The sequence below is a fragment of the Chitinophaga sancti genome, from assembly GCF_034424315.1.
GTDB classification, from domain to species: Bacteria; Bacteroidota; Bacteroidia; order Chitinophagales; family Chitinophagaceae; genus Chitinophaga; species Chitinophaga sancti.
This window is the reverse complement of the sequence record NZ_CP139972.1, coordinates 4,016,004-4,041,591: the sequence shown is the minus strand read 5'-3', so window position 1 is coordinate 4,041,591 and position 25,588 is coordinate 4,016,004. Positions and strand designations below refer to the sequence as shown.

The 25,588-nt window shown below is 45.2% G+C and carries 23 protein-coding genes; 19 read left to right on the top strand and 4 right to left on the bottom strand.

Annotation, left to right across the window (positions count from 1 at the left end; translation table 11 throughout):
- Nucleotides 1–42 precede the first annotated feature (42 nt).
- Nucleotides 43–1,284 carry an anthranilate synthase component I family protein gene (locus U0033_RS15530; RefSeq protein WP_072359246.1) on the top strand — a complete coding sequence of 414 codons (1,242 nt, stop codon included), beginning with the start codon at nucleotides 43–45 and terminating at the stop codon, nucleotides 1,282–1,284.
- On the opposite strand, the gene U0033_RS15525 is transcribed toward U0033_RS15530, so the two are convergent.
- A complete protein-coding gene (locus U0033_RS15525) occupies nucleotides 1,274–2,194 on the bottom strand; it encodes a TIGR01777 family oxidoreductase (protein ID WP_072359244.1) in 921 nt (306 codons plus the stop codon). The genes U0033_RS15530 and U0033_RS15525 overlap by 11 nt on opposite strands.
- A 286-nt stretch (nucleotides 2,195–2,480) precedes the next feature.
- Here U0033_RS15525 and U0033_RS15520 point away from each other — a divergent pair, with 286 nt between their 5' ends.
- From U0033_RS15520 to U0033_RS15485, 8 genes are all read left to right on the top strand, one after another.
- Complete coding sequence (locus U0033_RS15520) at nucleotides 2,481–3,995, top strand: hypothetical protein (RefSeq protein ID WP_143150668.1); 1,515 nt, start codon at nucleotides 2,481–2,483, stop codon at nucleotides 3,993–3,995.
- A gap of 212 nt (nucleotides 3,996–4,207) precedes the next feature.
- Complete coding sequence (locus U0033_RS15515; RefSeq protein ID WP_083571453.1) at nucleotides 4,208–6,544, top strand: mechanosensitive ion channel family protein; 2,337 nt, start codon at nucleotides 4,208–4,210, stop codon at nucleotides 6,542–6,544.
- Nucleotides 6,545–6,631: 87 nt separating this feature from the next.
- Nucleotides 6,632–7,708, top strand: a complete 1,077-nt coding sequence (locus U0033_RS15510; RefSeq protein ID WP_083571452.1) for a tetratricopeptide repeat protein — start codon at nucleotides 6,632–6,634, stop codon at nucleotides 7,706–7,708.
- A 9-nt stretch (nucleotides 7,709–7,717) separates the two neighbouring features.
- A complete protein-coding gene (locus U0033_RS15505) occupies nucleotides 7,718–8,305 on the top strand; it encodes a Crp/Fnr family transcriptional regulator (RefSeq protein ID WP_072359240.1) in 588 nt (195 codons plus the stop codon).
- Nucleotides 8,306–8,424: 119 nt separating this feature from the next.
- Nucleotides 8,425–9,411 carry a hypothetical protein gene (locus U0033_RS15500; RefSeq protein ID WP_072359238.1) on the top strand — a complete coding sequence of 329 codons (987 nt, stop codon included), beginning with the start codon at nucleotides 8,425–8,427 and terminating at the stop codon, nucleotides 9,409–9,411.
- A gap of 160 nt (nucleotides 9,412–9,571) precedes the next feature.
- Entirely contained in the window at nucleotides 9,572–10,264 is a 693-nt protein-coding gene (gene purQ / locus U0033_RS15495; protein WP_072359237.1) for a phosphoribosylformylglycinamidine synthase I, read from the top strand.
- Between the two features lie 53 nt (nucleotides 10,265–10,317).
- A complete protein-coding gene (locus U0033_RS15490) occupies nucleotides 10,318–10,773 on the top strand; it encodes a protein-disulfide reductase DsbD domain-containing protein (RefSeq protein WP_072359236.1) in 456 nt (151 codons plus the stop codon).
- A gap of 115 nt (nucleotides 10,774–10,888) precedes the next feature.
- Complete coding sequence (locus tag U0033_RS15485; protein WP_072359234.1) at nucleotides 10,889–12,868, top strand: protein-disulfide reductase DsbD family protein; 1,980 nt, start codon at nucleotides 10,889–10,891, stop codon at nucleotides 12,866–12,868.
- 145 nt (nucleotides 12,869–13,013) lie between these two features.
- Here the strand turns inward: U0033_RS15485 and U0033_RS15480 are convergent, their stop codons facing one another.
- From U0033_RS15480 to U0033_RS15470, 3 genes are all read right to left on the bottom strand, one after another.
- Nucleotides 13,014–13,907, bottom strand: coding sequence for a cation diffusion facilitator family transporter (locus U0033_RS15480; protein ID WP_072359232.1), 894 nt, complete (start codon nucleotides 13,905–13,907; stop codon nucleotides 13,014–13,016).
- A 428-nt stretch (nucleotides 13,908–14,335) separates the two neighbouring features.
- Nucleotides 14,336–15,688, bottom strand: coding sequence for a histidine--tRNA ligase (gene hisS / locus U0033_RS15475; protein WP_072359230.1), 1,353 nt, complete (start codon nucleotides 15,686–15,688; stop codon nucleotides 14,336–14,338).
- An 11-nt stretch (nucleotides 15,689–15,699) separates the two neighbouring features.
- Nucleotides 15,700–16,140 (bottom strand): low molecular weight protein-tyrosine-phosphatase, encoded by a 441-nt coding sequence (locus U0033_RS15470; protein WP_072359227.1) that lies wholly within the window; start codon nucleotides 16,138–16,140, stop codon nucleotides 15,700–15,702.
- Nucleotides 16,141–16,576: 436 nt separating this feature from the next.
- Here U0033_RS15470 and U0033_RS15465 point away from each other — a divergent pair, with 436 nt between their 5' ends.
- The 10 genes from U0033_RS15465 to U0033_RS15420 all read left to right on the top strand — a co-directional run bounded on the left by U0033_RS15465 (nucleotide 16,577) and on the right by U0033_RS15420 (nucleotide 25,572).
- Nucleotides 16,577–16,816, top strand: coding sequence for a hypothetical protein (locus U0033_RS15465; protein WP_143150667.1), 240 nt, complete (start codon nucleotides 16,577–16,579; stop codon nucleotides 16,814–16,816).
- A gap of 19 nt (nucleotides 16,817–16,835) precedes the next feature.
- On the top strand, nucleotides 16,836–17,759 hold the full coding sequence (locus U0033_RS15460) for a PstS family phosphate ABC transporter substrate-binding protein (RefSeq protein ID WP_072359223.1): 924 nt from the start codon (nucleotides 16,836–16,838) through the stop codon (nucleotides 17,757–17,759).
- Nucleotides 17,760–17,796: 37 nt separating this feature from the next.
- The gene (locus U0033_RS15455; RefSeq protein WP_143150666.1) at nucleotides 17,797–19,512 is read left to right on the top strand and encodes a tetratricopeptide repeat protein; all 1,716 of its coding nucleotides are present in this window, start codon (nucleotides 17,797–17,799) and stop codon (nucleotides 19,510–19,512) included.
- Nucleotides 19,513–19,669: 157 nt separating this feature from the next.
- Complete coding sequence (locus U0033_RS15450) at nucleotides 19,670–20,062, top strand: NADH-quinone oxidoreductase subunit A (RefSeq protein ID WP_072359219.1); 393 nt, start codon at nucleotides 19,670–19,672, stop codon at nucleotides 20,060–20,062.
- A gap of 83 nt (nucleotides 20,063–20,145) precedes the next feature.
- Nucleotides 20,146–20,709, top strand: a complete 564-nt coding sequence (locus U0033_RS15445) for an NADH-quinone oxidoreductase subunit B (protein WP_072359217.1) — start codon at nucleotides 20,146–20,148, stop codon at nucleotides 20,707–20,709.
- A gap of 52 nt (nucleotides 20,710–20,761) precedes the next feature.
- Nucleotides 20,762–21,283: an NADH-quinone oxidoreductase subunit C gene (locus tag U0033_RS15440; protein ID WP_072359215.1), complete on the top strand. Its 522-nt coding sequence runs from the start codon at nucleotides 20,762–20,764 to the stop codon at nucleotides 21,281–21,283.
- 17 nt (nucleotides 21,284–21,300) lie between these two features.
- Nucleotides 21,301–22,515 (top strand): NADH-quinone oxidoreductase subunit D, encoded by a 1,215-nt coding sequence (locus U0033_RS15435; protein ID WP_072359213.1) that lies wholly within the window; start codon nucleotides 21,301–21,303, stop codon nucleotides 22,513–22,515.
- 35 nt (nucleotides 22,516–22,550) lie between these two features.
- Nucleotides 22,551–23,036 carry an NADH-quinone oxidoreductase subunit NuoE gene (gene nuoE / locus U0033_RS15430; protein ID WP_072359211.1) on the top strand — a complete coding sequence of 162 codons (486 nt, stop codon included), beginning with the start codon at nucleotides 22,551–22,553 and terminating at the stop codon, nucleotides 23,034–23,036.
- Between the two features lie 19 nt (nucleotides 23,037–23,055).
- Nucleotides 23,056–24,420: an NADH-quinone oxidoreductase subunit NuoF gene (nuoF, locus tag U0033_RS15425; RefSeq protein ID WP_072359209.1), complete on the top strand. Its 1,365-nt coding sequence runs from the start codon at nucleotides 23,056–23,058 to the stop codon at nucleotides 24,418–24,420.
- A 63-nt stretch (nucleotides 24,421–24,483) separates the two neighbouring features.
- Complete coding sequence (locus U0033_RS15420; RefSeq protein WP_072359207.1) at nucleotides 24,484–25,572, top strand: 2Fe-2S iron-sulfur cluster-binding protein; 1,089 nt, start codon at nucleotides 24,484–24,486, stop codon at nucleotides 25,570–25,572.
- The last annotated feature ends 16 nt before the right edge of the window (nucleotides 25,573–25,588 follow it).

The following is a 25,588-nucleotide window of genomic DNA, read 5'->3' as shown; positions in this document are numbered from 1 at the left end:
CACCATTTCCCGGTTAATGATCAAACGTTATTTAAACAACAGATGTTGAATTGGGCTAACCAATACAACATCTGTTGTTTTTTAGACAACAATCATTACGCTTCTTCCTACAACCGGTACGAAGCCATTATGGCTGCTGGCGCTATCAACACGCTCTCCTGCAATGCCGGCACAGCCTTTTCCCAGTTACAGCAATTTTACGACACCCATTCCGACTGGCTCTTTGGCCACCTGGGTTATGACCTCAAGAACGAAGTATTTGCCGGTATGCACTCCGGGAATGCCGATGGCTTACATATGCCTGACCTGTTCTTTTTTCAGCCGGAAATCGTGTTGCTGCTGAAAGGAGAGGAGCTGAGCATAGGAGGCTGGAACATGGATCAGCAGGCGGCCGCAAATATATTTGCAGCTATCCGGCACACCACTATCAGTGTCGTTAACAAAGCCGTGTCCAATACTGACATCACAGCGCACATCGATCGTGAACAGTATATCCAGGCTGTACGTGACCTGCAGGAACATATCCACAGAGGAGATTGTTATGAAGTGAACTTTTGCAGAGAGAATTTTATCCGCGATACAACTGCGGAGCCTCTTGAATTATTCAGACGGCTGAACCAGCTTTCTCCCGCCCCATTTTCCGCCTATTATCATTTTGAGGACAAATTCCTGGTCTGTTCCAGCCCGGAGCGTTTTCTCCAGAAAAAAGGCCCTTTGCTCATCTCCCAGCCAATCAAAGGCACCATTAAAAGAGATGGCGATGTTTTAAAAGATAAGGAGCGCAGACTGGAATTACTCCACAATAATAAAGAACGGGCAGAGAACGTCATGGTGGTAGACCTGGTGCGCAACGATCTTTCCCACACTGCATTGCAGGGTACTGTGCGGGTTGCAGAACTCTTTGGTATTTACTCCTTTGCGCAGGTACATCACATGATCTCTACAGTCACGGCTATGCCTGATCCAAACCTGCCACTTACTGAACCTGTTAAGCAGGCATTTCCCATGGGATCTATGACAGGGGCCCCTAAAAAGCGGGTACTGGAATTAATTGAGCAATATGAACAATCTAAAAGAGGCCTGTACTCCGGCGCTGTAGGATATATTACGCCTGATGGGGATTTCGATTTCAATGTGGTGATCCGGAGCATTCTGTATAATGCAGGCAACAGATACCTGTCTTTTCAGACAGGATCTGCCATTACTTATTATGCCAGCGCAGCGCAGGAATGGGAAGAATGTCTGCTCAAAGCCGCCGCCATGAAAAAGATTATTACCGCTTAAAGAAATATTCCAGTGCACTCCTGATGTCAGGATAGGAGAATACGAAGCCTGTACTACTAATTTTAGCAGCAGAAACGCTAACACTTTTCAACACTTCTACACTCATTTCACCTAATGCCAGTTTCAGGGCAAATGCCGGTACGTATACAGGAATAAAGCTCTTGCCCCTGGATACCTGTGCCAGTGTCATTACCAGGTCCTTGTGTCTCACCGGGTTGGGAGCGACCGCATTATAAATGCCTGCCAGGTCCGGGTTCACAATTCCACTCAGGTACAACCTGACCATGTCATGAATGTGGATCCAGGGCACCATTTGCTCTCCATTGCCTAGAATGGTGGCAAAGCCAAATTTCATGGGTTTATAAAATTCCTTGAGTGCTCCGCCTTCAGGGCTGAGTACGATGCCGGTACGGAAGATGAGTACCTTCTTTTGCAGGGATTGCATTTTCAGCACAGCATTTTCCCATGCTACGCAGGTAGTGCTCAGGTAATCGTCGATAGGAGGATCGTTTTCAGTAAAGGGCTCCCCACCTTTAAAAGGGCCGTAATAGCCGGTGGCAGAGGCGCTGATGAATTTCTTCAGCTTATTGGGTATACGTGAAAGTGCATTGAAAAGCAGCTCGGTGCTCTTTGTACGGCTGTCCAGGATCTCCTGTTTACGGGCTGCTGTCCAGCGTTTATCAGCTACGTTAGCGCCTGCCAGGTGAATGATGTAATCTGCCTGGGCAAGGGCAGCTTCATCAATAGTCTGCCGATCTACATCCCAGTGTGCATAAGTGACCAACCCGTTTTCTGCGGGGAGATCTGTTTTCCTGCTCAGGATAATCACTTTATATCCAACTTCAGTAAGCAATCTGGTGAGTGCGCGGCCTACGAGGCCCGTGCCACCTGTAATTAAGACCGTGTCCATAGTTAAATTCAAAAGTACTGTTTATTTATATCAATTTAGGTGCCGGCCGCCCTTATTCACGCTTTTAGCGTTGGTAAGCCGTAATTCCTTATTTTAGTGTAACAGGTTGTGACTAATCTGCGTTTTATCTCAAAAGAGGAACCGCAGAACAAAATGAACTGTGGCAATCTTTAATAACAGAAAATACGTGGCTAAAATATAAGGGATATGCAGGGTACACAATGAATTCCAGTCGTTTACCGTTAAAGCTATATCCTATAACTGCAATTATTTAAATAAATCAGCAATGCGCATATTATATCTCTATGCTTTACTGTTTTTGTGGAGTGGAGCAGTAATGGCTCAAAAGATCACTTATACGGAACCAGAGAAAGATGATTACAAAAGCACCGAATTCGAGATTATCGGTCGCGTATCAGGCAATATCCTGGTGTATAAGAGTGACAGGGGCGATTACGTAGTGTCCGTGTACGACAATGCTATGCAACTCAAAGACAGGGTAAAGCTGGACTTCCTACCCAAAAAACTGATCAGTGTAGATTTTATTAACTATGCTGATAAGGTGTACATGTTATACCAGTTCCAGCGTAAAGAAGCTGTGTACAGCTTTTGTGCGACCATGAACGGGGATGGTAAGTTCAACGACGCTCCCGTAATGATCGATTCCACCAGGATTGGTTTTTATGCTAAGGACAATAACAAAGTTTATTCTGTAGAATACTCCGAAGACAAAAGCCGGATCCTGGTTTACAAAATCAACCAGGACAAGGAAAACGACAACGTATTCTACACCTTCCTCTACGACAGTGCTTTCCATTTTATGAACAACAGCAGGTTGTCGCTGCCCATGGAATCCAAGCGGCATTTCCTCAGCAATTTCAACCTGACAAATAATGGTGACCTCATTTTCAATAAGCTGGAACGTACTAATAACAGGGATTACATTGTAAGTGGTAGTCTCGTGATCAAGCGTGCAGCAGTAGACAGTTTTGAAATGGTGCCCATGGAACTGAAAACAACCCTGCTGGATGAAGTAAAGATGAAGATCGATAACAATGCGCACAAAGCACTGGTTACTTCATTCTACTACCGTCAGAAACGGGGGAATGTGGAAGGGCTGTATGTAAGTAAATACGATTATGCTGCCAAGACCCTGTTGTATGAAAAAGAAGTAGTATTCTCACCTGAACTGAAAAGTAATGCCAGGGGAGAATCTTCTACCAACGCTGCTTTCAACGATTACTTCATCAGGAAGATCATCAATACTAAAAACGGGGGTTTCATCCTGGCAGCAGAATCTTTCTATACCACGAACCGCAATAACCAGCCATGGAACAGGTGGAATTATATGTACGGTCCTTACGGTATGTATACACCTTACTATTATTCTCCTTATTCTCCCTGGTACTACAACCCATGGTATAATAACAATAACATGGGCACCCGGTATAACTATGATAATATCGGTATCATGTCTATTGATGATGATGGGAACCTGTTATGGAGCAATTTTATCCGTAAGAACCAGTTTGACGACGGCAATGATCTGTACCTCTCTTACCTGATGGTGAATATTGGCAGTGAACTACGCTTCCTGTACAATGAGCTGGATAGAAGAGATTTTATCGTAACAGATACCGGTATAGAACCGGATGGCACCAGCTCACGTAAGCCTACCCTGAGAAACCTGGATAAGGGATTTACCTGGATGCCAAGGTATGGTAAGCAGATTAGTGGAAGAACAGTATTGGTACCATGTATTTACAGAAGTTACATCTGTTTTGCTAAAGTCGACTTCTAGTATAAGCAATTTCAATAAAAAAGCCACTTTCGCCTTTTGGTGAAAGTGGCTTTTTTACAAATAGTAAAGCGCATCTTACTCTCCCTGCTTTGCTATCATATTTTGTTGTGCTACTAGCTGGTACGGGTAAGTCACTTAGGCTTACCCGTACCAGCTTCCTTTTTTTGTACCAAAAATTCCACCTATATTTCCGGTACTATTCAACAGTACTCATGAAAAAACCTATTCTTTTGCTGCTACTACTGGTGCTTACCAGCAGTATCGCATTAGCTCAAAAAGCTCCATCACGCGGTGCCGATACTACTTTATTCGGCGATAACAACCAACCAACAAGAAGCGATTACCTGGCCGGGTTTGAAAAAGTCTTTCAAACTATGAACAAAGTTCCGCTTGTTACCAGTTCCTTTACCCAGTTACAGGATATTCAATCCCATCTGAAAGATGCCGATTCCGTACTGATCATCCTGAAAGACCGTTTTGCCAGCAATGACAGGAGCCTCAATATCCGGAACCTGCAGATGTACCAGTCTTTGTTGGAAGAACTGGACAACACGATGAATGAGTTCGGGAAAACACTGAGCTCTTATGACCAGAAAATGGATGATGTCAAAAAAGAGATCAGGGATCTGCGCAAGGATACGCTGATGCATGGCTTGTTCAGAGACACTGTTCTGAGGGCTACTTTTATGCCCCAGCTGCAAACCCTGCGTACCAAATTCAGAAGGGCTGATAGCCTGGTAAAAGCCAACACCGCTATTCTCAATGACCTGAAAGCTAAAGTTTCTACAGATGCTATTATGATCGAAGAACTGGGATACCAGACAGCAGAAGCGCTCAAAACTGCCGGTGTCCGCGCTTTCACCAAAGAACGCCTTTACCTCTGGGAGCCGGCTACTGCGAAAGGTCGCAGACCACCTCCAGGTGGGTTTAAGAAATCAGTGAATGCAGAACAGCAACTGGCCAGCTATTACTTCAGGAATACCCGTAGTAAGCGCTCTATGTTGTGGGTGATTGGTATTGCCTTTTTTGCCTGGTTGAATTATAATTTTCGTAGCCTGAAGAAATTAAATAAACTCAGTGCGATCAAAGAATTTGATTTCAAATATGTAAAGGCCCTGCCCTGGTTGATGACCTTTGTACTGGTGCTGAACCTGGCGCCATTATTTGATCACAATGCACCAGCTATTTATATAGAGACCACGCAGTTCTTCCTGATGATATTGCTGACACCTGTATTTTATAAAATACTCCCGCGGCAGATCTTTATGGGCTGGGGATTATTCATTCTCCTGTTCCTCTTCCTGCCCATCATCAGGGTATTAGGTTTGCCCATGCGCCTGATGCGGTATGCGACTTTAGTGCATGACATAGTAGCCATTGTAATCGGTATATTATTCATACAAATTCGCTCTTTCCGTAAAGAATTCCGTTTGATGTGGTGGGTGGCGATCCTGTATACCTTCCTGAATGCGCTGGCGGTATTAATGAATATGTTTGGCCGTGTAACGTTGTCACAGATCTTTAGTGCTACCGCGGTATATGCACTGGCGCAGGCTGCGAGCCTCAGCATCTTTGTACAACTGGTGATCGAAGCATTCCTCTTACAAATACAGGGTAGCCGTATCCGTAAGCGCTATCCCGAACACTTTGATGTAGCCGATATCAGGAAATCATTGTTCCGTTTTATATCTGTATTAGCAGTGTTGATCTGGGCCATTGTATTCAGCACTAACCTGAATATCTATGATGCATTCAGCACCGGGTTAAAAGCCTTGTTTCAGGCATCCATCGTCATTGGCAACAGTTCCTTTACCATTGGTGGGGTCGTATTGTTCCTGGGTATCATCTGGGTAGCGAATTTCCTCCAGAAGTACATTGCTTACTTCTTTGGTGATATTGGAGACGATGCGGCCTTTGATGATAAAGGGCAGCGCTCCAGGTTGCTGATAACAAGGCTGATATTGCTGGTCTTAGCCTTCCTGCTGGCTATCAGTGCATCAGGTTTACCAGTAGATAAAATTACTGTGATCCTCGGTGCATTGGGTGTGGGTATTGGTCTGGGTTTACAGAGTATTGTCAACAACTTTGTATCTGGTATCATCCTGATCTTTGATCGCCCATTACGAATTGGAGATACCGTGGAAATAGGCAGTAAAAGAGGGCGTGTAAAGGAAATCGGGATCCGCAGCAGTACCCTGCTTACTGAAGATGGGGCAGAGGTAATTTTGCCAAACGGGGATGTGCTCTCCAAAGAAATTACCAACTGGACCCTGAGTAACAACAATGCCAGGATCAATTTCAACTACAAGGTAGCCAAACTGGAAGACCCTGAAAAAGTGAAACGGGAACTGAAGGAACTGGTCACTGCCAATGAACAGGTTATTGCCAGAAGAGAGGTAGAGATTATTATGAACCTTGTAAATGCAACTACCCTGTCTGTAAGGATCGCTTTCTGGTGCAAAGACATCATGAAGGTGTCTGTGGTAGAAGCGGAAATCAACAATGCAATCTATAATTACTTCGAGCAAAAGGGGATCATTACCCAGTAAAAAGAAATGTTAAAAAAGAAAAGCCCGGTACGCCTTATGGAGTCCGGGCTTTTTTTTCATCCTATATTCGTAACGACTTAACCTCTTATGCATAAAATTACCTTATTACTGTTACTGAGCATTTGGGTGGGACAAGCTGCGATGGCTCAGGCTGACAGGGACACAGCAGAAGCCAGGTACAATACAGCGATTGCGATGATGGAGGATGGAAAACCGGCAGCAGCAATACCATTGCTCGAAGAAGCGATTCGACTAAACTCCAATGAATGGGCCTATCATTATGAAATGGCATATTCGAAATACATGCTGCAGGACTATAACGCAGTCGTGGAAATTCTTAAAAAGCTGGTAAAGCGGAAAGACATCAACAGCCGGGTATACCAGCTGTTAGGCAATGCCTATGACCTGAGTGGCAAGCGGGATAAAGCCCTGGAAGCGTATGAAAAGGGGCTGAAAGTATTTCCGGCGGCGGGTAACCTGTACCTGGAACGTGGGGTGATGGAAGTGAATGTAAAGGACTATACAAAGGCCATGGGGTACTTTGAGAAAGGGATAGAAGTAGATCCTATGTTTCCTTCCAATTATTACTGGGCTTCCAAAATTTTCCTGGGTACACAGGAGGAAGTATGGGGGATGATTTACGGGGAGATCTTTCTGAACCTGGAGAGAGGATCAAAGCGAACTGACGAGATCAGCAAGCAGTTATACCTGACCTATAAAGGAGAGATCCAGTTTAAGGATGATACTTCTGTGTCAGTGAGTTTCAGCAGGGAGAATGTGTTGACACTTCCTGCTGATGGTCAGCTGAAACTACCTTTTGGGGTGGGCGTGTATGAACCCTTAATGCTGTTATCGCTGACAGGAGAGAAGATCATTAACCTGCCTTCATTGAATCGGATCAGGACCCGTTTTGTGGAAAATTATAAAAATGTAGCCTTTGCTAAAAATAAGCCGGTAGTAGTATTGTTTGACTATGAGCAGCAGGTGAAAGAGGCGGGCTACCTGGAGGAATATAATTACTGGATTCTGGCAGAAGGTGATGAGAAACAGTTTGGAGAATGGAGGAGTGAGCATAAAAAAGAATGGGAGGAATTCATTGCCTGGTTCAAAAAGAATCCGTTAAAGATCACACAGGAAAATGTGTTTTACAGGGGGAAGTATTAAATTGAATGCATGACAGCGCTGGAAAAATTAGAACAGGCCGTAAGAAGCTTCTCCGGCATTGAAGAGCAAAGCTTTGCCTTATCCTTGCCGTACTGGGAGTTACGAACTTACCAGAAGGGTGAGTATTATAACGAGTATAGGAATGTATGTAAGCACCTGGGTTTCATCGTTAACGGGGTATTCCGCACTTATTATGTGAATGCAGAAACCGGGGAGGAAAAGAACATGCTTTTTTATACCACGAACCAGATGGTAACGGCTTATAAGAGTTTCCTGACCCGCAGGCCCTGTAATTTTTATACAGAGAGCATGGTGGAATCTACCATCTTATATATCCATGTCGATCATTTACAGGCATTATACAAACAATCTCATGAGTGGGAGCGGTTTGGGAGGTATATAGCAGAAGTTGCTTTCAACCTGATGATGGAACATACGGAAGATTTCCTGTTTAAGACTCCGGAGGAACGCTATGTGCAGATGATAGAAGAGCATCCGGACCTGATCAACCAGGTACCTTTGTATCATATTGCTTCTTACCTGGGCATTGCCGGCCCATCTTTGAGCCGGATCAGAAAAAGGATGCAGAAGAAATAGAAAATCAGGGCAAAGCAGGTTGCAGGCCAATCAAAACTTCAAAGGAGACACTACCAAAATTCCTAATATTTTGATTTACCTTTGGAACGCTTTCAAAAAGTAGAAAAGAGAATCAGATTGTGGTAAAATTCTTCCGCTCCGGCAACCCTCTAACAGTATTACTGCTGTTAATATATACATTGGTGGTAAAATTTCATTACCTCTATTTTCCGTCCACTTACCTGGCCGACGGTTCCGAAGGCTTGTTATATGACTTGCTGGTAAAATGGCTCAAGGCATTAGTTGGCCCCAGTCCATTCTTCTTTACTTCACTGGCTGTGTTGCTCCTGCTATTGCAGGCACTGCTGATCACTAAAATTGTGAATCACCAGCGTCTCTTTGCCAAGCCGAACTATCTGCCTGCCATGGCGTATATGTTGTTCACGTCATTATTGCATGACTGGAATGTATTCTCACCCGCTTTGCTGGTGAACCTGATTATGCTGTGGGTATTCTCTTCCATCACGTTATTGTATACCCGCACCTCCGCCAGGGATGTGGTATTTAATATAGGATTTGCACTGGGGATTTGTGGATTATTCTATTTCCCTGCTATTATATTCTGCGTGTTATTGCTAATGAGCTTGTTGATAATGAGGCCTTTCCGCCTGGCAGAATGGATCATTGCATTGTTAGGACTGGTAGGCCCCCTGTATTTGCTGGGTACTTACCTTTTCCTTACAGACCAGTGGGCTTTATTCACAAAGATCCCGAGATTTGGTCTATCCATCGAGCTCATATTACATTATAAGGTGTGGGGTGCCATTGTCTTCAGCTTGTTATTCTTCCTGTTGGGCTGGCTGCTGTTGCAGAGAAGCCTGAAGAAGATGCTGATCCAGGGCAGGAAGATCTGGGGAGTACTGGTGATATATGTATTCGTAGCCATGCTGATTCCTTTCTTCAATGCTCATTTCTCTCCGGCTTACTGGGTGCTGGCTATCCTGCCATTGTCCATGTTCGTTGCTAACGTATACTGGTCTATCCGGAACAATACCATGGCGAATGTGATTCATATTCTAACTGTTGCATATGTGATTGTTATGCAGTGGTTTAGCAACAATTACTAGCAGCGTTCCCGGCCGCTTTTATTTTAAACGGCTATGGAAATGTGCAGACGGCACAGTAATTTTGTGGTTTTTCCGGTACTTTGCGTTCAGTGGTTCTGGATGTAAAAGTTGGTTAAAATCAATAAGATATATTTAAGACCATAAAATTCAAATATTTATTATGAAATTCGGCGTAGTCACCTTCCCGGGCTCTAATTGCGATCATGATATGATTGATGCCCTGCGTAATGACCTGGGGCAGGAAGTGATAGAGTTATGGCACAAAGATAAAGACCTGAGCATGTTCAGTACAGAAGATTGCATTGTACTGCCAGGTGGTTTTTCTTATGGCGATTACTTACGTTGTGGTGCTATTGCACGCTTTAGTCCAATGATGCAGAGCGTGATCGAATTTGCTAATAAAGGTGGTCGTGTAATAGGTATCTGTAATGGTTTCCAGATCCTGGTGGAAGCAGGCTTGTTACCGGGAGCCCTGTTACGTAACGAAAACCAACAGTTCGTGTGTAAGAATGTGTACCTGAAGAGTGAGAACACGGTGGCTTCTCTTACCAAAGATATAACGGGTCGCCCGCTGATGATTCCGGTAGCACATGGTGAAGGCCGTTACTATGCAGATAAGGGTACACTGGAAGGTCTGCAGGCGAACAACCAGATCCTGTTCCGCTATTGCGATGAATTTGGTAACGTAGTGGAAGAGGCAAATCCAAATGGTGCGACCCTGAGCATTGCGGGTATCTGCAACAGGGAGCGCAACGTATTTGGGATGATGCCTCACCCTGAAAGGGCCACCCGCGAGATATTGGGTAATACCGATGGGCAGCTGATATTCCAGAGCCTGATCAACAACAACTGATTCTGTTTATAGAAGTATAGTATAAAAATCAGCCAACCAGTTAAAAAAAACGTATGAAACAATTATTAACAGCGATCTGTCTGTTCGCGCTGCCCCTGCTGGCAAGTGCTCAGATAGAGAATCCGGTGAAGTGGAGCTTTACGTCGAAGAAGGTGAACGCAACCACATATGAATTGCACATGACAGCGACCATCGAAGGTGGTTGGCACCTGTATGCACAGGAAGCGGGAGAAGGTCCGGTACCTACCTCCTTCAAGTTTACAAAAAGCCCACTGATCGTAACAGAGGGTAAAGTAGCGGAAGTAGGAAAGTTGCATAAGGCTTTTGACAAGAACTTTGACTCAGAACTGAAATACTACGAGAACACAGTAGACTTCGTACAAAAAGTTACCGTGAAAGGTAAAGCTGCTACTAAGGTGAAAGGATCCGTAGAATTCATGACCTGTGATGATCATGAATGCCTGCCACCTAAGTCAGTGGATTTTGCTATTGCTGTGGGAGGAAAATAATTACTACAGGAAGCTGTACACCACAGCATTTCCTTGCACGTCAATTGAAACGAGTTCCTCCGGGAACTCGTTTATTGTTTGAAAGGGGAAGCAGTCCCTAAATTCTATTATCTATATGAAGCAGTTGCTTACATTCATCATAATTCTTGCGACAGCCCTGGGGCTACGTGCGCAGGACCAGCCAACAGACACTGTTGTCCGCTGGCAATATACCGCAGAGAAGAAAGGCGCACAGGAGTATGTGCTGCATATTACCGGAACGATTGTGAAAGGTGTGAAACTGATTTCCACCACCATGCCTGATGATGCACTGGTGTATAGCCGTGTGGTGGCAGACAGCGCTGCAACCGTAGGTTCCATCACGGAAGATGGCAGCCTGAAAAAAGAGAAAGAGGCCGTCCTGGACAATGCCGAAGTAAAATACTTTGAGGATAAAATAGTACTGAACGTGCCTGTACATCTGAATGGGGATGTGAAAAAGCTGGAAGGTTCAGTGAACTATATGTACCTGAAAGGAGAAGAAGCAGGCGGTCCGGAAGAATTTAAATTCAAGTTCAAAGTTGACGCTTCCGGTAACCTGGTAAGTGTTGCTGCAGGTTTACAGGAAGCATCTTCAGATGCGGTAAACTCGCTGAAGCGCAGCAATATTAAACTGGATCAGCCGGTGATTGTAACCGGTGAACAGGTGCATGAAAAGAAAAGTCTCTGGGGTATTTTCTTACTGGGCCTGATCGGTGGTTTCGTGGCTTTGGTAACACCTTGCGTGTTCCCGCTGATTCCGCTGACAGTATCTTTCTTCACCAAGAAATCGCAGGACAAGAAGAAGGGTATCGCGAATGCGATCACTTATGGCTTCTTTATTTTTGCGATTTATGTATTACTGAGCACACCATTTTATTTCCTGAACAGTATTGCGCCGGAGATCTTCAATAATATCTCTACCAATGTATGGTTGAACCTTGTGTTCTTTGTGATCTTCATTGTCTTTGCCATTTCCTTCTTTGGGGTGTTTGAAATCACCATTCCCAGCAGCCTGGCGAGCAAGGTAGACTCCAAGTCAGGCGTAGGTGGCCTGGTAGGTATCTTCTTTATGGCGCTCACCCTGGCGCTGGTATCATTCTCCTGTACAGGTCCTATCCTGGGTTCCCTGCTGGCAGGTGCATTATCAGCGGATGGTGGTGCCGTACAGCTGACAGCGGGTATGGCGGGATTCGGTTTTGCCCTGGCATTGCCTTTCGCGCTGTTTGCCTTGTTCCCTAATTTATTGAGTGCATTGCCTAAATCCGGTGGATGGTTATCTTCTGTGAAGGTGGTACTGGGCTTTATTGAAATAGGTATGGCGATTAAGTTCCTCTCAAATGCGGACCTGGTGGAGCACTGGGGTATTGTAAAGAGAGAGATCTTCTTTGCGGTGTGGATTATCTGTGGTATCATGATCGTATTGTACCTGCTGGGTAAGATCCGATTCCCCCATGATTCTCCCATCAAAAAGTTCAGTGTGACACGTATTGCATTCATTATTGTATTTGGCGTATTGACAGTGTATATGTTACCGGGTCTGACCAATACAGCATGGGCAAATCGTAAACTGATCAGCGGTTTCCCTCCTCCATTGAGTTATAGTATTTATAATAATCGTGCGAAAGGAGTGGAGGCAAATGTGGTGAATGATTATGAGAAAGCGCTGGCACTGGCAAAGGAAAAGCATAAGCCAATCCTGATTGACTTTACAGGTTGGGCCTGTGTGAATTGCCGTAAGATGGAAGAGAATGTGTGGACAACGAAGGAAGTGAAGCACCTGATAGAAGATGAATATATCCTGGTGTCATTGTATGTGGATGACAGGAAGGTATTAGCAGAAGATCAGCAGTTCCTGTATACAACAACCAATGGTCAGAAGAAAGAGATCAAGACGATTGGCGATAAGTATGCAACGATGCAGACGGAGAACTTCATCAATAACTCACAGCCGTATTATGTGCTGATTAGTCCGGATGAGCAATTGCTCACTACCCCGGTAGGGTATACGCCGGATGTGGATAAGTATGCGGAATGGTTGAAGAAGGGATTGGAAGCTTATCAGAAAGTAAAATAAATCTGAAGAAGGGCTGCTTGTACGAGCGGCCCTTTTTTATTGGCCTGCGGCAGTAAGGGAGAGGCATATTAGCTGGCTGGTGCCGTGGTTTGGCGGTTCTGAAGGTATTGGCCTGGCAGATAGAATTTCCTGTTTGTTATTTACCTCACTGCCCGGGTGTGATAATAATATAATGAACAAATGGGAATTCTTTTTTGATCGCCTCCTTAATTCGTTCTATCGCATCCGTTATCTCATGTGTTTCAAGCCTCTCTTTGAATCGTACCAATAATAGCAACATCACTTCTTCCGGTGACTGATAGGTAGAAAAGATCTGCAGTACCTTATCCACGCCTTCATCATTTTCCACAATACTCCTGATTTTAAACTGCGTAGCAGTTGCAATCCCTTCGCCCATCAGCAGACTTCGGCTTTCGCGGGCTAAGAGGATAGAAACGATCGTTAATAAGACTCCTACAATTAAGGAGGCCACTCCGTCTAAATAGGGGTTATGGAGGGTATGCCCAAGATAGAGCATGATGGCTACAACTGCTAAACCCAATACGGCAGCACTGTCTTCGAATAAAACGAGAAAACTGGCGGGGTCCTTACTTTGATGTACCGCCGTCCACCAGGACTTTTTCCCTTTCACTTTTCTGAAATCGATAATCGCTACGACGAGGGAACCTCCATCGAACAGGAAGGAGCATGCGAGCACAATATAGTTCCAGAAAGGGTCGGTAGGTGGTACCGGGTGACGCAAATGGCTGATACCCTGGAAGATAGAAATGCTGCCACCGATGGCAAAAATGAGTAAGGAGACGATAAAGGACCAGAAATAAAGCTCTTTGCCATAGCCAAAGGGGCGTTTTGCGTCGGCGGTTTTCTTGCTGAGGCGAATTCCCAGGAGTAGCAGGAGCTGGTTGGCGGTATCTACTAAGGAGTGCACCCCTTCGGAGAGCATGGCGGTACTGCGGGTAATGGTGCCGGAGATGAATTTGATAATAGCGATCAGGAGGTTCGCTGCCAGGGCGATATATACTGTTCTATTCGGATGCATACTGATGATTAGTGAAAAGTATGCCGAATGTGGGGGGCGGGGTTTCGGTGGAGACTGGGTGAAGACCTGGCAAAGACCAGGTATAGACTTGGCTAAGACTCGGTGAAGACTTGGTGGAGAGTTGGTAAAAACCAGGTTTAGACTCGGCAAGGACCAGGTATAGACTCGGTATAGACCAGTTTTAGACCCGGTTTCGACTTTGTGGGAACCCTGTGAATCCCCAGTGAAGATTCGAAACCTTTAGTTCACTAATATGGCACCTAAAGATCACGATAAGGTCACTTGTATATCAATTGGATAATGAGGTGATATTGAAGTGATCTTTTAGTGAACCGATAATGAACTTATCCGAAGCCTTTCCGGGTATATAAACACAATAGCCAGGGTGTGAGAACACCCTGGCTATCAACTATTTAATTATTTATACCTTATTCGAAGGAATAGCTAGCCAATGCTGCAGCTGTGATTTTCTCCTGTTGGCCGCTCACCATGTTCTTGATACTGAGCATACCTTCTTTCACTTCGCTTTCGCCCATAATGATTACATATGGGATCCCACGTTTATTCGCATATTTCATTTGCTTATCCATTTTGGCTGGCTCGTGGTAGAGTTCTGCGGCGATGCCACGGGCACGGAGGCCGGCCAGCATGGGGAATGCGGTAGCTGTGGTATTTGCGTCCATATTGAAGATCAGTACGCGGGTACCCTGCTGGGCGGTAGCGGGGAAGAGGTTTAATTCTTCGAGTACGTCATAGATGCGGTCTACCCCGAAGGAGATACCGACACCGGAGAGGTTGGGTAAGCCAAAGAGGCCTGTGAGGTCGTCATAACGGCCGCCGCCGCCGATGCTACCCATTTTCACAGTGGATGGAGCCTTTACTTCCACGATCATACCTGTATAGTAGTTCAGACCGCGTGCAAGTGTAACATCCAGGATAGGGGTAGCTTTGAAGGCTGTTGGCTGAGACTGGAGTACATAGCTCAGTTCTTCAATTCCTTTTTTGCCAGTTTCAGAATTTTTGAACAATTCGCCTAATTGTTGCAATTTTTCCTCATTATTCCCCCCAATGTTGAGAAAATTAGCAATAATTGTGATTTCGCTGTCATTCAGGCCACGTTCCGCAAGTTCTTCTTTAACTTTTTCAATGCCGATCTTATCTAATTTATCGATGGCTACGGTAATATCTGTTAATAACGCTGGTTTTCCGGCCACTTCAGCCAGCGCGCTGAGAATTTTCCGGTTGTTAATGCGGATCTCATAGCCTTCCATACCCAGTTTTGTGAATACGGAATCATAAATCATGAGCAATTCAATTTCATTCAGCAAAGAATTGCTTCCCACGATATCCACATCGCATTGATAGAATTCACGGTATCTGCCTTTCTGCGGTTTGTCAGCACGCCATACCGGCTGCATCTGGTACCTCTTAAAGGGAAACGCCAGGTCATTCTGATTCATCACCACAAACCGGGCAAAAGGAATCGTCAGATCATAGCGCAGTGCCTTCTCACACAGCAGAATGCCCAGTTCACGGCTATCTTTTGCCTGCTGGGCGCGGCCCAGGATGTCTCCGTTATCCAGAATTTTAAAAATCAGTTTATCTCCTTCCTCACCATATTTACCGGTCAGGGTATCCATTTGTTCCATGGCAGGTGTTTCCAGCGGCTGAAAGCCAAACAGTTCGAATGTTTCGCGGATCGTCTGAAAGATATACTGCCTTTTCCTTACTACCACAGGACCGAAATCACGGGTACCTTTTGGTATACTGGGTTTTATCATCGTTTTGATTTTTATATATCAGTGCCCGCCACTATGCGCTGGCAGGCTTTATAGATCATATTATATACGGGTTCAAAGAGGGCGTCGTCGTACCATGGATCTGGTACAGGTTGCTGGTTATCAAGGAGTAGCTGTACCTTTTCCCTGTCTGCATCCCTGCGGGCTTTGCGCAGCACATCGCGATAATTGTCCAGGTCCATGACGAAGATGCGGTCAAATTCATCGAAGTCGGCTACCTGGAACTGGCGGCCCCTGAGTCCTGAAATATCTATGCCGTGCTGTCTGGCTACCATTACGGAACGCTTGTCAGGCGGATCACCCACATGCCAGTTGCCCGTGCCGGCTGAATCTATTGCCCAGTTCAGCCCTTTTTCGTCTGCCAGGTGCCTGAGGATGCCTTCCGCCAGGGGGGAGCGGCAAATATTTCCCAGGCAAACCATTAATATTTTCATAATTGCGCAAACCTACAAGATTTTAACATTATTTTATTAATCCACTCTAATTTTGCCGAAAGGCCCGCAGGGCGGGATTTGGAACACTGTCAGGCCTGGTGCAGTATAACTGGCATGGGTTATGGAATTTAAGTTATACAGCATCTATATAATAATTATGAGATACTATGATGAAGATTATTCTCGTATATATCGCAAATAGGGGGAAATTTGATCCTGATTAGTATTAACAAGGTTTTAACAACTTCGTTCATAATTAGATGTAGATTGAATATGAAAAAATGTATGAATGCCAGACGTTTACGAAAACCGCGCTAGTGGCGGCTTTTACAGTTGCCCGTTTAGCATGCAACCCATTTTTCTTGATGATCTTCTAATAGAACAGGTATTTGATTAGAAATTTTTTTTTGTATACTTGTAATTCGCAACAATGCTGATGGAACAGGAAAGATCTGGTAAAAGGAATATGAGCATCGACTATCGCTCACTTGGAGAGTTAATAAGAGGGTTATTTTTTATGCTCTTTGGATTATTTGCAATATTTGCGGAACGACTCGGTATGGGGCAGTTCCGGGTGTCGCAAACTGTACTCTATATTTTCGGAGGGGTCCTGATCGCTTATGGTATTTTCCGCGTGTACCGGGGAGTAAAAAATTCATTTTTTAACAGGAATTAACGAACTAATAGTCAGGCATATGTTTACCAGTATCATTAAAAGGAACCGGAATTATGTCGCATTGTTAGCGACAATCGCTATCTTGTCCTCCTGTACATCGAACAATAAATCCGGTCAGGTGCAGGATACGCCAACATCCGGCACGATAAAAATAAGTGTAGATGAGACATACAGGCCGTTGATAGAATCGGAAATAAAGGTTTTTGAATCACTTTATCCGAAAGCACATATTATCGCGGAATACAAGCCCGAAGTAGATTGCTTCAGGGACCTGATGGCGGATAGTGCACGATTGATCCTCGTAACCAGGAGCTTCAATCAGCAGGAGCTGGATTATATGAAACAAGTTAAGATATCGCCACAAAGTATGATGCTCGCCTGGGATGGTGTAGCATTGATTACTAATCACAGCAATCCGGATTCAATCCTTACGCTGGACCAGGTGCGCAATATAATGGACGGAACTGACACGGATAAGAAGTGGCAAATCATTTTCGACAATTCGAATTCAAGTACGGTAAGATATATCCAGGATTCAATCAACCAGGGAAAGGCCTTGCCAAAGAACGTAATGGCTGCGAAAACCAATCCCGAAGTAATTGATTATGTGGCTAAATCAAAAGATGCACTGGGTGTGATCGGGGTAAGCTGGATTTCAGATACCAACGATGCCCAGGCAATAGAATTTACAAATAAGGTGACTGTAGTGAAGGTGCGCGCTGATAATGGTTCGGAATTTGTAAAACCATTTCAGGCATATATTGCTCTCGGTTCATACCCGCTGAAAAGAGGATTATTCTTTTGCTTAAAAGAACCTTACAGCGGATTGGGGTCCGGGTTCGCAACCTTCCTCGGAGGACAAGAAGGACAAATGGTGATAGGTAAATTCAAATTGTTCCCTGCGAGATTGAACATCGTGTTTAGGGAAGCGAACATCAAGTAAAAAACTAACACAACTAAAATTAAAAACCGGATTGCTCATGAACAGACGGAAAAGTTTAATTGTTGCAATGCTGTGCGTCGCGAACGGCGCTATGGCTCAATCTGTAGAAGATGGATTGAAAGACCTGTATTATGGCAAGTATGAAACAGCCAAACAAGACCTGGAGAAAGTAATAGCCGCTAAGCCTACTGAAGAAAGAGCATATTATTACCTGGGTATTGCTCAGCTGGGCCTGGGTGATAACAATGGTGCTGCCGCCACTTTCCAGAAAGGTCTGACCGCAGTTCCTACTTCTGCTTTATTGCAGGTGGGTATGGGCAGGCTGGATCTGTTGAAGGGCGATGCCGCTGCTGCTAAAACAAAGTTTGAAGCTGCAAGTACTGCAACACAGGGTCGTAATGGCGATGTAGCCCGTGCGATTGCTGATGCTAACTCTGAAATCCATGGTGGAGACCGTGGTTACGCACTGAGCGTAATGGAGAAATTGCTGAACAACGAAGGTCGTAAGAAGAAAGAAGTTTATACAGCTACCGCTGCTGATTATATCGAGCTGGGTGATGCTTACCGTATGCTGGGTGGTGAAAACGGTGGTAAAGCGATCACTACTTATGAGAAAGCTTTAGAGCTGGATCCTAACAGTGCTGAAGCTACCATGAAAGAAGGTATTGTAAACTTCAATGCCAAGCTGATGCAGGATGCTGTAAACGACTGGACCAAAGCAACCAACATGGATGCTAACTATGGCCCGGCTTATTACCAGCTGTATGAATTCTATATCACTCCAACCAAAGTTACGCTGTCACTGGAAAATGCAGCTAAGTACCTGGAGAAATATATGAGTGTGGTAGGTGAAGGCGCAGGTAAACTGGAAAACGAGTATAACCTGACTGCAATCTCCTTCTTCAAGAAAGATTACGATGCTGCTATCAGCAAAGCTAAATCTGTATTACCACAGGCAAATGACGCTTACAGGGGTAAATTCACCCGCCTGCTGGCAGATGCTTACCTGCAGAAAGGTGATACCGTTACCGCTAAAGCTGAAATGGAAACTTACGCAAAAGCGGCTGGCGAATCCAAACTGGTGGCTAACGACTACAAACTGCTGAGCGTTGTATACCAGGCAAACATTGGTGATTCTGCTACAAGAGCAGCGAATGATTCCATTGCTGCTATGTACCTGGAGAAATATGCACTGTCTGATACTGCAAAAGATGCAGATAAATTCAGAAATGTTGCTGAATCCTTCAAAGCAATGGGTGCAAGCAAGAAATCTGCTGAATGGTATGGTAAACTGGTAAATGAGTTCTCCGATGAGAAAAATACAGGTAAGATCCAGGATATGTTCTGGAAAGGTACCATGGAAATTTATGCGCGTGATTACAACCAGGCAGATTCTACCTGGGGCCAGTTCGTAGCTAAATATCCTACTCAGGAAGTACTGGGTACTTACTGGAGGGGCCGTGCAAACATGGCAAAAGATCCTGAAGCAAAAGAAGGTCTGGCGCTGACTTACTTCCAGCACCTGTTTGAGATCAAAGGTGAGGAGAAACTGAAGCCATCTCAGCTGATGTTCCCTTATCAGTACCTGATGATCTACTACTATAACAAAGATGATGATGCTAACATGAAGATCTGGATGGACAAGGTTACTTCTATCGATCCTAACAACGCTACCGTTGCTGCGATCAAGGAAAACCTGGCTAACAGAAATAAATCCGCATCCAAGCCTGCTTCTCAGGGAAACAAAAAATAAGCGAATTGAGCTATAAACAGAAAACCCCGGCGACTGCCGGGGTTTTTTTATTTCCGGTTGGGGAAAAAACATAATATTTTAATCCCTCAATAGATTTGAATATTCCAAGACTTAGCCTATTTTTGCTCATTCTGATGAACGATTTATAGGGAAGCTTATGTTTATAGACACAGTATTATTGTCAGCAACTACTCCTTTTAGCTATTTTCCGATTATTTTACAGCTAATAGCTGCGCTGGGTTTTGTAGGCCTCACCATGTTCGCTACGCACTTTCTGGGTCCAAGAAGAAAGACCAAGGATAAACTGGAGACCTTTGAAAGTGGTATTGAAAGACACGGTAACGCCCGTCAGCCTGTAGCTATTAAGTACTTCCTGGTGGCTATCCTGTTCGTTCTTTTCGACGTGGAAGTCATTTTCTTTTATCCTTATGCGATCAATTTCCGTCTGTTGGGTTGGGAAGGCTTCGTCGCCATGCTTATGTTTGTGGCATTTTTTATGGTAGGTTTCCTCTATATTCTTAAGAAGGGAGCCCTGAAATGGGAAGATTAATATAATGAAAGCACACAGCCGCATGTGAAGCTGTGCTTGCTAAAGGGAACAAATCTGATATTGAAATTTTAAATCTGAAGGTTATGGCACGTCCGGTTCAGTATAATACGAAAGTGAAGACAGTGGAAATTCCTGAGGGATATTCCGGGGAAGGTTTTTTTGCAACCTCGTTTGATAGAGCGATAGGTCTTGCACGTAAAAACTCGATCTGGCCCCTGCCTTTTGCTACATCCTGCTGTGGAATCGAATTCATGGCCACCATGGCGTCTACTTACGATCTGGCGCGTTTTGGTGCAGAGAGGATGGCATTTACCCCACGTCAGTGTGATTTGCTGATGGTAATGGGTACGATCTCCAAAAAAATGGGACCTGTATTACGCCAGGTATACCTGCAGATGGCTGAGCCACGCTGGGTACTGGCTGTAGGCGCCTGCGCCAGCAGTGGTGGCGTATTTGATACTTACTCTGTATTACAGGGCATCGACCAGGTGATTCCGGTGGATGTTTATGTGCCAGGATGCCCTCCACGTCCTGAAGCAATTATTGATGGCTTTATGCGCATCCAGGACCTGATCGGTCAGGAAAGCCTGCGTCGCCGCCAATCCGATAAGTACAAAGAACTGTTGAATTCCTACGGCATACAATAAAGATCACTATACAATTTACTCCTGTATCGCGATCTTAAACATACACACTGCAATGTCCTTGACTAACGACAATATTAAACAACGACTAACCGACAAGTTTGGTGAGGCTGTCTCACAGGTGGAAGAAACCTTTGGGATGCTTAATTTTACAGTACCTAAAGATCTGAACCTGAAAGTGATGCAGTTCCTTTACGATGATGAGGAGCTGCAATTTCGTTTTTTAACAGACCTCACTGCTGTGCACTATCCTGATCGTAAAGGAGAAGAGCTGGCTGTAGTATACCACCTCTACAATTTTGCCCAGCGTGTAAGACTTCGTATGAAGGTTTATACCAGTGTGGAAGATCCAAGAGTATTTACTGCTACCCGGCTGTTTGAATCTGCAAACTGGATGGAGCGTGAAACTTACGACTTCTTTGGGGTAAACTTCGTAGGGCATCCAAACCTAAAACGTATCCTGAACGTTGATGAAATGGATTACTTCCCAATGCGTAAGGAATTTCCGCTGGAAGACCAGACTCGTATCGATAAAGATGATGAAATGTTCGGCCGCGGCGGGCATATTGGCATATAATTAATTATTCGTTGATCATGTCAGAGCAACATATTACACTTCCGGAAGGATCAATTGAAAGGGTTACTCAAACCCTCAACCTCGGACCTACCCACCCTGCTACACACGGGGTGTTTCAAAATATATTGGAAATAGATGGTGAGCGCGTAGTTAGTTCCGAATCTACTGTGGGTTATATCCACCGTGCATTCGAAAAGATCGCGGAGCACCGTCCTTATTACCAGATCACTCCTCTTACTGACCGTCTGAACTACTGTTCCTCTCCTATCAATAATATGGGATGGCACATTACGGTAGAAAAACTGCTGGGTATTCAAACCCCTAAGCGTGTTGACTACCTGCGTGTAATCATCATGGAGCTGGCACGTATCTGTGATCACCTGATCTGTAACGGGGTAGTAGGAGTAGATACAGGTGCTTTCACCGGCTTCCTGTACCTCATGCGCTGGCGTGAGCTGGCTTATGAGATCTACGAAGAAATCTGTGGATCCCGCCTTACGACCAATATTGGTCGTGTAGGTGGTTTTGAAAGAAACTTTACACCCGCTGCTTTCGAAAAAATCGAAACCTTCCTGGTTGAGTTTCCCAAAGCCCTGAAAGAATTCGAAACCCTGATGAACCGCAACCGTATCTTCATGGAGCGTACACAGGGCGTAGGTCCGATCAGTGCTGAAAGAGCGATGAACTATGGCTTTACCGGTCCTAACCTGCGTGCAGCCGGTGTGGATTACGATTTGCGCGTAGCACATCCTTATTCCTCTTACGAAGATTTTGAATTTTCTATACCAGTAGGCACCACCGGTGACTGTTATGACCGTTTCCTGGTTCGTAACGGTGAAATGTGGGAAAGCCTGAGCATTATCCGTCAGGCGATGGATAAAGTGAAAGCACTGCCATCCGATGTATACCATGCTGATGTTCCTGCTTATTACCTGCCGGAAAAAAGCGACGTTTACACCAAAATGGAAGCACTCATTTATCACTTCAAGATTATCATGGGTGAGTCTGACATATTACCAGGCGAATTGTACAATGCTGTAGAAGGTGCCAACGGGGAGCTGGGCTTTTACCTCATCAGTGATGGTGGCCGTAGCCCTTACAGACTGCACTTCCGCCGTCCATGCTTTATTTATTACCAGGCTTATGCTGAACTGATCAAAGGTGCCATGCTGAGTGATGCCCTGATCTGTATGAGTAGCCTGAACCTGATTGCAGGGGAGCTGGATGCATAAACGAAACGCCTTTTTGTTTTTTTTAACTATAGAATATGTTTTCAGAAGAGAAGCTGAATAAAGTAAAGGAGATCATCGCCCGCTATCCTCAGGGTAGACAGAAGAGTGCGCTTATTCCGGTGCTGCACCTTGCACAGGGTGAGTTTGGCGGCTGGCTTAGCACAGAGACTATGGATTACGTAGCTTCCCTGCTGCAAATCAAGCCTATTGAAGTGTATGAAGTGGCAACCTTTTACTCAATGTTTAACCTGCAACCCGTAGGTAAGCATGTATTCGAGGTGTGTCAGACTGGGCCCTGCATGCTGCGCGGTTCAGACAATATCATCGACTATATTAAAAAGAAACTGGATATAGGAGTAGGAGAGACGACGAAAGACGGACTCTTTACGCTGAAAGCAGTTGAATGCTTGGGTGCCTGCGGTTACGCGCCGATGATGCAGCTGGGTAAACACTACAAAGAACACCTGACACCTGAAAAGGTAGATGCCATCATTGAAGAATGCAGGGCAAACGCAAACTAAAAGCCAATCTAACAGTAAGATGGGACGCAAATTACTTTTTGACAAAGCACATATAGAAAACATCCGGTATTATGATGTATACCGGGCTAACGGCGGCTATGGATCGGCGGAGAAAGCATTGAAAAGCATGAGCCCTGATCAGGTGCTGGACGAAGTGAAGAAAAGTGGTCTGAGAGGCCGTGGTGGTGCTGGTTTCCCTACCGGTATGAAGTGGAGCTTCATTGCAAAACCAGAAGGCGTTCCCCGCTACCTGGTATGTAATGCCGATGAATCTGAACCAGGTACTTTCAAAGACCGTTACCTGATGGAATTCATTCCTCACCTGCTGATTGAAGGGCTGCTCATCTCCAGCTATACCCTGGGAGCAAATACCTGCTATATCTATATCCGCGGTGAGTATGCCTGGATTCCTGACATCCTGGAAGAAGCTATTGCTGATGCAAAGAAAAACGGCTGGCTGGGTAAAAATATCATGGGCAGCGGTTTTGATCTTGAAATATATGTACAACGTGGTGCAGGTGCTTACATCTGTGGGGAGGAAACTGCCCTGATCGAAAGCCTGGAAGGGAAGCGTGGTAACCCGCGTATCAAACCTCCATTCCCTGCAGTAAAGGGTTTATACGATTGCCCTACTGTGGTAAACAATGTGGAAACACTGGCTACCATAGTACCTATCCTTCGTATAGGTGGTGAAGAATATGCAAAATATGGCACTGGTAAATCTACCGGTACTAAACTCATTTCTGCCTGTGGTAATATCAACAAACCAGGGGTGTATGAAATCGAGATGAACATTTCTGTCGAAGAATTTATCTACTCAGATGAATATTGCGGTGGTATCGCAAATGGAAAGCGCCTGAAAGCGTGTATCCCTGGCGGTAGTTCCGTACCTATCCTGCCTGCTAACCTGTTGCTGAAAACAGCAAAGGGTGAACCACGCATGATGACTTACGAAAGCCTGGCTGACGGTGGCTTTGCAACCGGCACCATGCTGGGTTCAGGTGGTTTCATCGTACTGGACGAAGACCAGTGCATAGTGAAAAACACCCTGACCTTTGCCCGTTTCTACCACCACGAAAGCTGCGGTCAGTGTAGCCCATGCCGTGAGGGTACAGGATGGATGGAGCGTGTGCTTAAGAACATCGATAACGGTAAAGGTAAAATGAGCGATATAGACCTGCTGTGGGATATTCAGCGCAAGATAGAAGGTAACACCATCTGCCCGCTGGGTGATGCTGCTGCCTGGCCGGTAGCTGCGGCTATCCGCCACTTCCGCGATGAATTTGAGTGGCATGTGCTGCATCCTGAAGAAGCGCAGCAACGCAACTTCGGTCTTGCACACTATGCAGATCCGCTGGAAATCGCTGCCCCTGCTGCAGTATAAGAATCAACAATATCTAACACGACGTTTCGTGTAAAGAACGAGCGCCTTTTTTAAGCGAACAAAATGGCTGAAGAACAGAAACTCTTTAAAGTCAAGATTGACGGAATCACTGTGGAAGTGGCACCAGGTACTACCATCCTGAATGCTGCCCGTCAGATAGGAGGAGATATAGTGCCGCCTGCAATGTGCTACTATTCTAAACTGCAGGGTAGTGGTGGTAAATGCCGTACATGCCTGGTAAAAGTATCCAAGGGTTCAGAAGCTGACCCGCGTCCAATGCCAAAACTGGTAGCCTCCTGCCGTACCACTGTAATGGATGGTATGGAAGTAGCTAACATCACCTCTCCTGAAGTGCTCGAAGCACGTAAAGGTGTGGTGGAATTCCTGTTACTGAACCACCCGCTGGATTGCCCGGTGTGTGACCAGGCTGGTGAATGTCACCTGCAGGATCTGAGTTATGAGCATGGTGCAGAAGGTACCCGTTATGAATTCAAACGCCGTACTTTTGATAAAGTAGATCTGGGTGATAAGATCCAGTTACATATGACCCGATGTATTCTTTGTTACCGTTGCGTATTCACTGCCGATCAGGTAGCTGGCAACCGTGAACATGGTGTACTGGGCCGTGGTGAACATGCTGAAATCAGCACTTACCTGAACAAGAACTTAAGCAGCCCCTTCATTGGTAACGTCATCGACGTATGCCCGGTAGGTGCCCTGACCGATAAAACATTCCGTTTCAAAAACCGTGTATGGTTCCTGAAACCTGTTGATGCACACCGTGACTGCGATAATCCTAAATGCTGTGGTAAAACCGTACTGTGGATGCGTGGTGACGAGGTGTTCCGTGTAACAGCACGTAAGGATAAATATGGTGAGGTGGAAGACTTCATTTGTGATACCTGCCGCTTTGATAAGAAAGAAGCGAAAGACTGGGTGATAGAAGGTCCACGTAAGATTGAGCGCCACAGCGTAATTTCTGCAAACCATTATGTAGGTGTGAATAAGCCAAAAGATACACTGGTAGAAGTACTGGATGGCCGTCAGCCCAAACTGCTGATGGATATTCACAGTATTAGCGAGGTGAATCGTCCTAACATAGATCTGTCGCAGATCGAGGGGCCTGCACATTCTGATGATTTTAATAAGTAAGTAAATTTATAACTCG